This is a genomic window from Brotocaccenecus cirricatena (assembly GCF_020687045.1).
In the GTDB taxonomy this organism is placed as follows: domain Bacteria; phylum Bacillota; class Clostridia; order Oscillospirales; family Oscillospiraceae; genus Vescimonas; species Vescimonas cirricatena.
The window spans coordinates 1-7,627 of the sequence record NZ_JAJEPW010000094.1 but is presented as its reverse complement, the minus strand read 5'-3'; the positions used below and the strand labels follow the sequence as shown (position 1 = coordinate 7,627).

The window sequence follows — 7,627 nt, the reverse complement described above, 5'->3', positions numbered from 1 at the left end:
AAAAACCCACTTCTCGGTCTGCAAGTGTGGAATTTGTTCGCTTTCAGCGAACAAATTATGCGCGCGGCAGACTGCAAGCCTTTGACTGTCAAAAAAGGGTTTACCCTTTTTTGACAGTCAAAGGGATAAAACGGCGGCCAGTAGGGTCAGGGCGGCCACGGCGGCCCAGAACAGGAGCTTCCTGCGCAGCATCCGCCGGAGCTTCATGGAGCTTTTACTCCGCCAGCTTGCGGCCCATGGCCTGGCAGGCCGCCAGCACATCGTCGTCCGGGGCCTCGCAGCAGGTGATGCTGTCGCACACCCGGTTGATGCCCGCGTCGTCGCAGTCCTTCTCCCAGCTGCGCATCCACTCGCCATCGCCCCAGCCGAAGGAGCCGAACAGGCCCACGGCCTTGCCGCCCATCTGGTTCTTGATGCTGTCGAACATGGGCTGGAACTCCATCTCCTCCAGCACCTCGCTGCCCATGGCGGGGCAGCCCATGGCCACGGAGGACACGCCGGAAAGGCTGGCGGGAGTCACCTGGTCCGGGGTCAGCAGGGCGGCGTCGGCTCCGGCGGCCTTCATGCCCTCCAGCACCGCGCCCGCCATGGCCTCGGTGTTGCCGGTGCCGCTCCAATAGATCACGAGAGTCTTTTTCATAGTTGTACTTCCTTTCTTGATATAACAACAGAATATTTCGTCAGACCGCCACTGCCAGCTGCTCCAGCCGCAGGCCGGTCTGCCACAGGGCGCAGTAGCGCTGGGTGCAGCGGCGGAACCGGTCAAACAGGGCCTGGGCCCGCTGCTGGTCGCCATACACCTTCCACAGGCCCGCGCACTTGAAGTCCATGGCCCGGTGGTCGATGAACCCCTGCACGTCCTCCGGCGGGTAGCTGAGGAACAGCCCCACCTCATGGGGAAAGTCCTCCTCCGTCCGCAGGCGCTGCACCAGCCGGGCCACGCACTGGCCGCAGCTGCCGCAGGGATACCCCGCCTGCCGCAGCAGACGGCAGGCCAGATCGTCCCCCAGGTCCCGGCACAGGGCCTGGGGCCGGTACAGATACAGCAGCGCCCGGCCGTCGTCCATCCGCATGGGCAGCAGACACAGCCCCCGGGGCACCAGCACCCGGTTCATCCGCCGGATGTCCGCCAGCAGCTGCTGGCGGGACTGGTACGGGCAGGGAAACAGACTGCCGGTTTTGATCCCGGCCAGGGTGGGCGCGCACTGGCGCACCACCGTCTCCTCCGCGGGCCTCATCCGGCGTGCTTTTCCAGGATCCCCCGCAGAGCGGACAGGGAGCTGGTGTGGCAGCGCTCGATGATGGTGTCCTGGCCCTTCAGCTGGCTCAGGGCCCCCTGCACCATTTTGTGGGACATGGTGCCGGTGAAAAAGATCATCAGGTCGGGATTGCCCAGCTTGTTCCGCAGGCCCCCGGCAGGCTTGGTGAACACCTTGGCCTGGCATCGGTACGTCTGACAGAGCTCCTTGTACCGGCGCTCCATGCACTCGTTTCCTCCCAATATCACAACGCTCATAGCGGTCTCCTTTCTATGGTTAAGGTTCTTTAACCGTCGTATTGTAAAAACAGCGTCGCCCGGACGCCTTGTATGGTCTTATTATATGCAGAAGCAGGAGCCGTATCCACTCCAAAACGGCGGATACGGCTCCAAATTGATTTTTTTGCGGAAAGGGATCAGATGTCCCGGGCCGTGCGGTTGCAGTCGCAGCCGGCGGGGCCGAAGAAGTTCAGCCGCTTGTCACTGAGGCGGATGGTCACATCGTCGGAGGTGATGCACTCGCCGTCGAGACAGGTGACGATATCCGGCTTTTCAGACCGGATGCGGACAACCTTGGGGGCAACACACCGGGCCACATGGGGGAATTTATAGTACTGCCCCTTGGAATAGGGGCCAACGAACTTGATGAAGGTGCCCCGGCTGACCTTTTTCACCACCAGGGTGTTCAGCACGCCGTCGTCCATCCGGGCCTCGGCCACCGGCATGAACCCACCGCCGTAATACCGCCCGTTGCACACGGACACCAGGGAGAAGTCGTCCTCGATGGTCTCGCCGTCCAGCTCCACGGTCCAGTGGGAGCCGATGCCCTTGAACAGGAAGTTCACCAGCAGAGAGGCGATATAGCTGCTTTTGCCGTCCAGAATGGGGCTTTCGCTGTATTTATGTACGTCCCGGGCCACCCGGGCGTCGATGCCGGAGCAGGCGATGGTCAGGGCCACCCGGCCATTGACGTCGATGGCGTCCATGGGGAACTGGGGACCGTCCCACAGGTTCTCGGCATCCCGGAACTTGTCCATATCGCCGCCGAAGTTTTTCAGGAAGTCGTTGCCGGTGCCCACGGGGATCACGCTCATGGCGGCGTTGTCATAGCCGATGATGCCGTTTGCCACCTCGTTGACGGTGCCGTCGCCGCCGCAGGCGTAAAACCGCAGGGGCTCCCCGGTCTGACAGAGCTTTTGGGCGATCTCGGTGGCGTGGCCCTGTTTTTTGGTGAGGATGCACTGCACGTCCAGACCGTGAGCCGTCCGCAGGTGATCGGCCATTTCATAGATCCGCTGGCGGCTGTCATATTTCCCCGCAGTGGGGTTGATGATAAAGATGTGCTTCATTGCAGCACCCTCCCGGCAAAGTTTAAGATTCGGTTACAAACTGCAACCTATTGTAGCACGGCGGCAAAAAAGTATATGAACAATTTGAAAATTTCTGGAAAGTTTTCGTCAGGATTCGGCCGCCGGTTCAGGTTCCTGCCCATATTGTACACCGGTCCGGCCAAAATATCTACTGCAATTTTTGCGGGACACAGGCGGGATTTTGCTTGACACAGGCGGGACATCCCGCTATAATAAGCGTATGAATACAGCTAATACACATGAAAGGAGGCATAGCAGGTGATACGCTTGGATTACCGGGACGCCCGGCCCATTTATGAGCAGGTGCGGGACGGCCTGCGCAGTCTGATGGTGACAGGAGTCCTGGCGGCGGGGGAGAAGCTGCCGTCGGTGCGGAGCCTGGCCACGGAGCTGGCCATTAACCCCAACACCATCCAGCGGGCCTATTCCCAGCTGGAGACGGAGGGGTATGTATACACCGTGTCAGGCCGGGGCACCTTCGTCTGCGAGGTCCGGGAACAGAACCGGCAGCGGCGGGCGGAGGTCACCGCCCGGGTGCAGCCCCTGATGGAGGAGCTGCGGGACCTGGGCATGACCCGGGAGGAATGGACGGACCTTTGGAAAGGAGGGGACAGCGATGCTTGAGGCAAAAAACGTGGTGAAAACCTTTGACGGCTTCCGGGCTCTGGACGGCGTCAGCATGACCGTGCCCCAGGGGGCGGTATACGGCCTGGTGGGCCCCAACGGCGCGGGAAAATCCACCATCATCCGGCACTTCACCGGCATATACCGGCCCGACAGCGGCGAAATCACCCTGGACGGGCAGCCGGTATACGAAAATCCCGCGGTGAAGGGCCGCATGGCGGCGATCCCCGACGACTGGTACTTCTTCCCCCAGGCGAGCATCCGGGAGATGGCCCGGCTGTATGCCGGGACCCACCCCTTCTTCAGCTGGGACCGGTATCACAAGCTGCGGGAGGTGTTCCCCCTGTCGGAAAAGCAGCCCCTGCGGCGGATGAGCAAGGTCATGCAGAAGCAGGCGGCCTTCTGGCTGACCATGAGCTGCATGCCGGAGGTGCTGGTGCTGGATGAGCCGGTGGACGGCCTGGACCCGGTGATGCGGCGGCAGGTGTGGTCCCTGCTGCTGGGGGACGTGGCCGACCGGGGCACCACGGTGCTGGTGTCCAGCCACAACCTCCGGGAGCTGGAGGACGTGTGCGACCATGTGGGGATCCTGAACAAGGGAAAGGTGCTGCTGGAGCGGAGTCTGTCCGACTTGCAGGACAACACCGTGAAGATCCAGGCAGCCTATGCCGCGGCGGAGGAACCGGCCCTGCCCCCGGAGCTGGAGGTGCTGCACCGGTCCGCCGTGGGAAGGGTGTATACCTACATCATCCGGGGCAAGCGGGAGGACATCCTGCACCGGATGCAGGCCCTGTCGCCCCTGCTGCTGGAGGCCATTCCCCTGACCCTGGAGGAAATTTTCATCTATGAGCTGGGAGGTGCTGACTATGCGGTCCGCGAAATCATTCTTTAACGGGGCCATCGCCCGCAGCGACCTGCGGCGCTACTGGCCGGTGCTGTTCCTGTATGTGGGGCTGTGGCTGCTTTTCCTGCCCATCCCGGTGTGGAACCGGGCCGCGGAGCGGAATCCCGCCCTGGTGAACCTGACCGAGCTGTGCGCCGATACCTACGCCACCGCCGTGGTGCTGGCGCTGATCTTCGGCGGCATCATGGCCACGGCGGTGTTCTCCTATCTGATGCAGACCCGGTCCGTGGGGGCCATGCACGCCCTGCCCCAGCGGCGGGGAACCCTGTTCTGGACCCACTTTCTCACCGGCTGGGCCATGCTGGCGGCGGGGAACCTGCTGGTGCTGGCGGTGACGGCCCTTACGGCCCTGCTGGGCGGCCTGGCTCTGACGCCGGCCCTGCTGACGTGGTTCGTGGTGGCCACCCTGCTGGACCTGATCTTCCTGGCCCTGGGGACCCTGTGCGCCATGGTCACCGGGTGGCTGCTGGCGGTGCCGGTGCTGTACGCCGCCGTCAACTGCCTGGCGGTGGCGCTGACCTGGCTGGGCCAGCAGCTGGCGGAGCTTCTGCTGGACGGCTTCACCATGCCGGACGTCCAGCCCGTCATTACCCGGTGGCTGACGCCGGTGTATCAGCTGATCTGCGACCTGGGCCAAAGCGGCCCTAAATATTCGCCGTTTCTCACCGGCAAGCTGCCCGAGAACTACATACAGAACGCCGACTGCGCCAGCGGCCTGACCCCCCAGGGCTGGCGGACCCTGCTGATCTTCACCGCCGTGGCCCTGGTGCTGACGGTCCTGTCCCGGCTGCTGTACGGCCGGCGGAAAAGCGAGTTGTCCGGCGATGCGGCGGCCTTTTCCTGGATGCGGCCGGTGTTCCGGCTGGGCGTGGGGCTGGTAGGCGGTCTGCCCCTGGGTATGCTGCTGTATGTCCTGGTGTCCGTGGGCCGCAGCGGCGACTTCAGCCCCGCCCGTCTGTGCGTGTGCATGGCCGTGATGGGCATCGTGTGCTATCTGGCGGCGGCCATGCTGGTGGGCAAGACCCTGCGGGTGCTGCCCAAGCGCCTGCCCGGCGCGGCGGTGACGGCCCTGGTGCTGGTGCTGCTGTGCGTGGTGCTGCGGGCGGACGTGTTCGGCTACGCCGACCGGACGCCCCAGGCGGAGGATGTGGCCCGGGCCCGGGTATATTGCCTGGACACCAGCTTTACCCTGGAGGACCCCCAGTCCCTGGAGACCCTGGTAAAGGCCCAGGCGGAGCTGGCGGAGAATCGCGCCGCAGATGCGAACTACCGGAGGACCTTTGAGGTGCACTATGTTCTGAAGGACGGCACCTCCATGGCCCGGTGCTACCGGCTGGCGATGACGGAGCCGGTCAAGGCGGCTCTGGAGCAGGTGGCCCGGCTGGAGGAGGTGCAGACCTATGTTATGTTCAACGGCAACGTTCCCCCGTCCGGCTGGCAGCCCACCGGCGGCGACCTGTGGCTGAAGAACACCATCGAAACCCGGGAGCTGACGGCGGAGGAGGCCCAGGCCCTGTATGACGCCGCCTGGCGGGATATCCGGGCGGAGAACGTTCTTCCGGTGGATGGCGACTACGCCTGGCTGGGAGTCGAGATCACCCTGTTCCGCGATGGCGACAGGTACACCATCAGCAGCACCAAGTCCTCTTACAAGGAGCTGACCCAGGCCCTGCTGGACCTGGGCATCCCGGCGGAGGATATCGGTGAGATCAACATAGACTGATAACGCACCAAGGCCCCGGGGGAAGCCCCGGGGCCTTTGGCTTGTCCAAAAAGGGCTTCGCCCTTTTTGAGCAGTTTTCTTTATTCCACTACCCGGTAATCCCCCTGGGCGGCACGGGCCAGGCGCTGGGCCTTCTCCCGGTTCAGCTCCTCCTGCAGGTCCCCGATGATGCGGTTGGACACCAGGAAGCCCCGGGGCGTCAGGCACCAGCCGGTTTCCGTCTGCCGGGCCAGACCGTGGGCGGCGCAGCTCTCCAGAATGGCCGCCAGAGGGGTGAAGCGCTGGCGGAACCGATTTTCGAACTCCCGGATGTCGATGCCCCGGGCGGTCCGCAGCCGCAGCATGATATACTCCATCTCCCGCTCCTGGGGGGAGATGTGCTCGCTTTCCGCCAGGTCCAGCCGGCCGGCTATGTACCCGTCCAGGTCCCGGGTGTACCCATACCGCACGCCTCCGAAGTCGGAGTAAGCCCCGGGGCCGAAGCCCGCGTACTCCTCCAGCATCCAGTATTTCAGGTTGTGCCGGGACTCATAGCCCGGCTGGGCGAAGTTGGAAATCTCGTACTGCTGATACCCGTTCTGGCCCAGCAGCTCCACGGCGTAGAGGTACATATCCGCCTGCAGGTCCCCGTCCGGCAGGTTCAGGCTCTCCCGCCGGTCATACAGGGGCGTCCCCTCCTCCAGCTTCAGCCCGTAGCAGGAGATGTGCCGGGGGGCCAGCACCAGGGCGTCGGCCAGGGTGTTTTCCCACTGCTCCATAGTCTGGTCCGGCAGACCGTAGATCAGGTCCAGGCTGATGTTGTCCAGCCCGGCCTTGCGGCAGGCGGCCACGGCGTCCTTCACCTGCTGCCAGGTGTGAATCCGGCCCAGCCGCCGCAGGGTCTCGTCATCCGAGGACTGCACCCCCAGGGAGATGCGGTTGAAGCCCGCCCGGCGCAGGGCCCGCAGGGCCCGCCAGTCTCCGGCGCTGTCGGGGTTGGCCTCCAGGGTGATCTCCGCCCGGTCCCAGACCCGGCACTGCTTCTTCACGGTTTTCAGCAGGGCGATGAGCCGCTTGTGGCCCAGATAGCTGGGGGTGCCGCCGCCGAAATAGACGGTGTCCACCCGGTGGTTCTGCATCTGGGGGGCCACCTCGGTGATGTGCCGGGCCAGGGCCGCGGCATAGGCGTCCATCTTCTCCTCGCTGTGGGGCAGGGAGTAAAAATCGCAATAGGCGCACTTGGCCTTGCAGAAGGGAATGTGCAGATACAGGCCCAGGGGGCGGTTGCGGTCGATCACAGGCTTTTTCATATCAGTTCTCCTTGGGCGGCAGGATGGTCACCGCGTCAAACGGACAGTTGACCTTGCAGGACCGGCAGCCGATGCACCGCTCCAGGTCCACGGTATACAGGCCGTCAGGCCGCAGCACGATGCAGTCCATCACGCAGAACATGGTGCAGTAGCCGCAGCCGGTGCAGCTGACGGGGTCGATAACGGCGCGGCTGTAGCGCTTGCGTCCGAAGGGATGCGCGGGATCGTACATAAAGGGGCACCTGCCTTTAAGGTATTTTCTATAATAGTATAGCGGCTTCGGCGGAATTTTTCAAGCCGGGATATGAAAGGCGGCCCGCTTCGTCGTGTAGGACTACAATACATCTTGGGCAATTGAATAAAAAGGGTATGAGGAATAGGACCTCATGTGTTAAAGTTAAGCTACCACACCAAACTTTCCGAAAGGAGACCATATTCCTCATGAGTAAGAGTATAACA

The 7,627-nt window shown here is 63.5% G+C and carries 9 protein-coding genes; 3 read left to right on the top strand and 6 right to left on the bottom strand.

Features of this window, described 5'->3' with window-relative positions; all coding sequences use genetic code 11:
• Positions 1–214: 214 nt before the first annotated feature.
• The 4 genes from LKD37_RS16330 to LKD37_RS16315 all read right to left on the bottom strand — a co-directional run bounded on the left by LKD37_RS16330 (position 215) and on the right by LKD37_RS16315 (position 2,607).
• Complete coding sequence (locus LKD37_RS16330; RefSeq protein ID WP_302930145.1) at positions 215–640, bottom strand: flavodoxin domain-containing protein; 426 nt, start codon at positions 638–640, stop codon at positions 215–217.
• Positions 641–680: 40 nt separating this feature from the next.
• On the bottom strand, positions 681–1,238 hold the full coding sequence (locus LKD37_RS16325) for a DUF3793 family protein (protein WP_302930144.1): 558 nt from the start codon (positions 1,236–1,238) through the stop codon (positions 681–683).
• Positions 1,235–1,516, bottom strand: coding sequence for a DUF2325 domain-containing protein (locus LKD37_RS16320; RefSeq protein ID WP_302930143.1), 282 nt, complete (start codon positions 1,514–1,516; stop codon positions 1,235–1,237). Before LKD37_RS16320 ends, LKD37_RS16325 begins: the two co-directional genes overlap by 4 nt.
• Before the next feature lie 158 nt (positions 1,517–1,674).
• Positions 1,675–2,607, bottom strand: a complete 933-nt coding sequence (locus LKD37_RS16315; protein WP_302930142.1) for a diacylglycerol/lipid kinase family protein — start codon at positions 2,605–2,607, stop codon at positions 1,675–1,677.
• A 279-nt stretch (positions 2,608–2,886) separates the two neighbouring features.
• Here LKD37_RS16315 and LKD37_RS16310 point away from each other — a divergent pair, with 279 nt between their 5' ends.
• From LKD37_RS16310 to LKD37_RS16300, 3 genes are read left to right on the top strand one after another with little or no spacing between them, the layout of a single operon-like run.
• Positions 2,887–3,252: a GntR family transcriptional regulator gene (locus LKD37_RS16310; protein ID WP_302930141.1), complete on the top strand. Its 366-nt coding sequence runs from the start codon at positions 2,887–2,889 to the stop codon at positions 3,250–3,252.
• Complete coding sequence (locus LKD37_RS16305) at positions 3,245–4,144, top strand: ABC transporter ATP-binding protein (RefSeq protein WP_302930140.1); 900 nt, start codon at positions 3,245–3,247, stop codon at positions 4,142–4,144. Before LKD37_RS16310 ends, LKD37_RS16305 begins: the two co-directional genes overlap by 8 nt.
• Positions 4,119–5,879, top strand: a complete 1,761-nt coding sequence (locus LKD37_RS16300; protein ID WP_302930139.1) for a hypothetical protein — start codon at positions 4,119–4,121, stop codon at positions 5,877–5,879. Before LKD37_RS16305 ends, LKD37_RS16300 begins: the two co-directional genes overlap by 26 nt.
• Before the next feature lie 80 nt (positions 5,880–5,959).
• Here the strand turns inward: LKD37_RS16300 and hemW are convergent, their stop codons facing one another.
• On the bottom strand, positions 5,960–7,168 hold the full coding sequence (gene hemW, locus LKD37_RS16295; RefSeq protein WP_302930138.1) for a radical SAM family heme chaperone HemW: 1,209 nt from the start codon (positions 7,166–7,168) through the stop codon (positions 5,960–5,962).
• A 1-nt stretch (position 7,169) separates the two neighbouring features.
• Positions 7,170–7,400 carry an ATP-binding protein gene (locus tag LKD37_RS16290; protein WP_302930137.1) on the bottom strand — a complete coding sequence of 77 codons (231 nt, stop codon included), beginning with the start codon at positions 7,398–7,400 and terminating at the stop codon, positions 7,170–7,172.
• Between the last annotated feature and the right edge of the window lie 227 nt (positions 7,401–7,627).

Coding starts and splice junctions, on each gene's coding strand:
- LKD37_RS16330 (WP_302930145.1), bottom strand. CDS start 640: ATGAAAAAGACTCTCGTGATCTATTGGAGCGGCACCGGCAACACCGAG.
- LKD37_RS16315 (WP_302930142.1), bottom strand. CDS start 2,607: ATGAAGCACATCTTTATCATCAACCCCACTGCGGGGAAATATGACAGC.
- hemW (WP_302930138.1), bottom strand. CDS start 7,168: ATGAAAAAGCCTGTGATCGACCGCAACCGCCCCCTGGGCCTGTATCTG.
- LKD37_RS16325 (WP_302930144.1), bottom strand. CDS start 1,238: ATGAGGCCCGCGGAGGAGACGGTGGTGCGCCAGTGCGCGCCCACCCTG.
- LKD37_RS16290 (WP_302930137.1), bottom strand. CDS start 7,400: ATGTACGATCCCGCGCATCCCTTCGGACGCAAGCGCTACAGCCGCGCC.
- LKD37_RS16300 (WP_302930139.1), top strand. CDS start 4,119: ATGCGGTCCGCGAAATCATTCTTTAACGGGGCCATCGCCCGCAGCGAC.
- LKD37_RS16305 (WP_302930140.1), top strand. CDS start 3,245: ATGCTTGAGGCAAAAAACGTGGTGAAAACCTTTGACGGCTTCCGGGCT.
- LKD37_RS16320 (WP_302930143.1), bottom strand. CDS start 1,516: ATGAGCGTTGTGATATTGGGAGGAAACGAGTGCATGGAGCGCCGGTAC.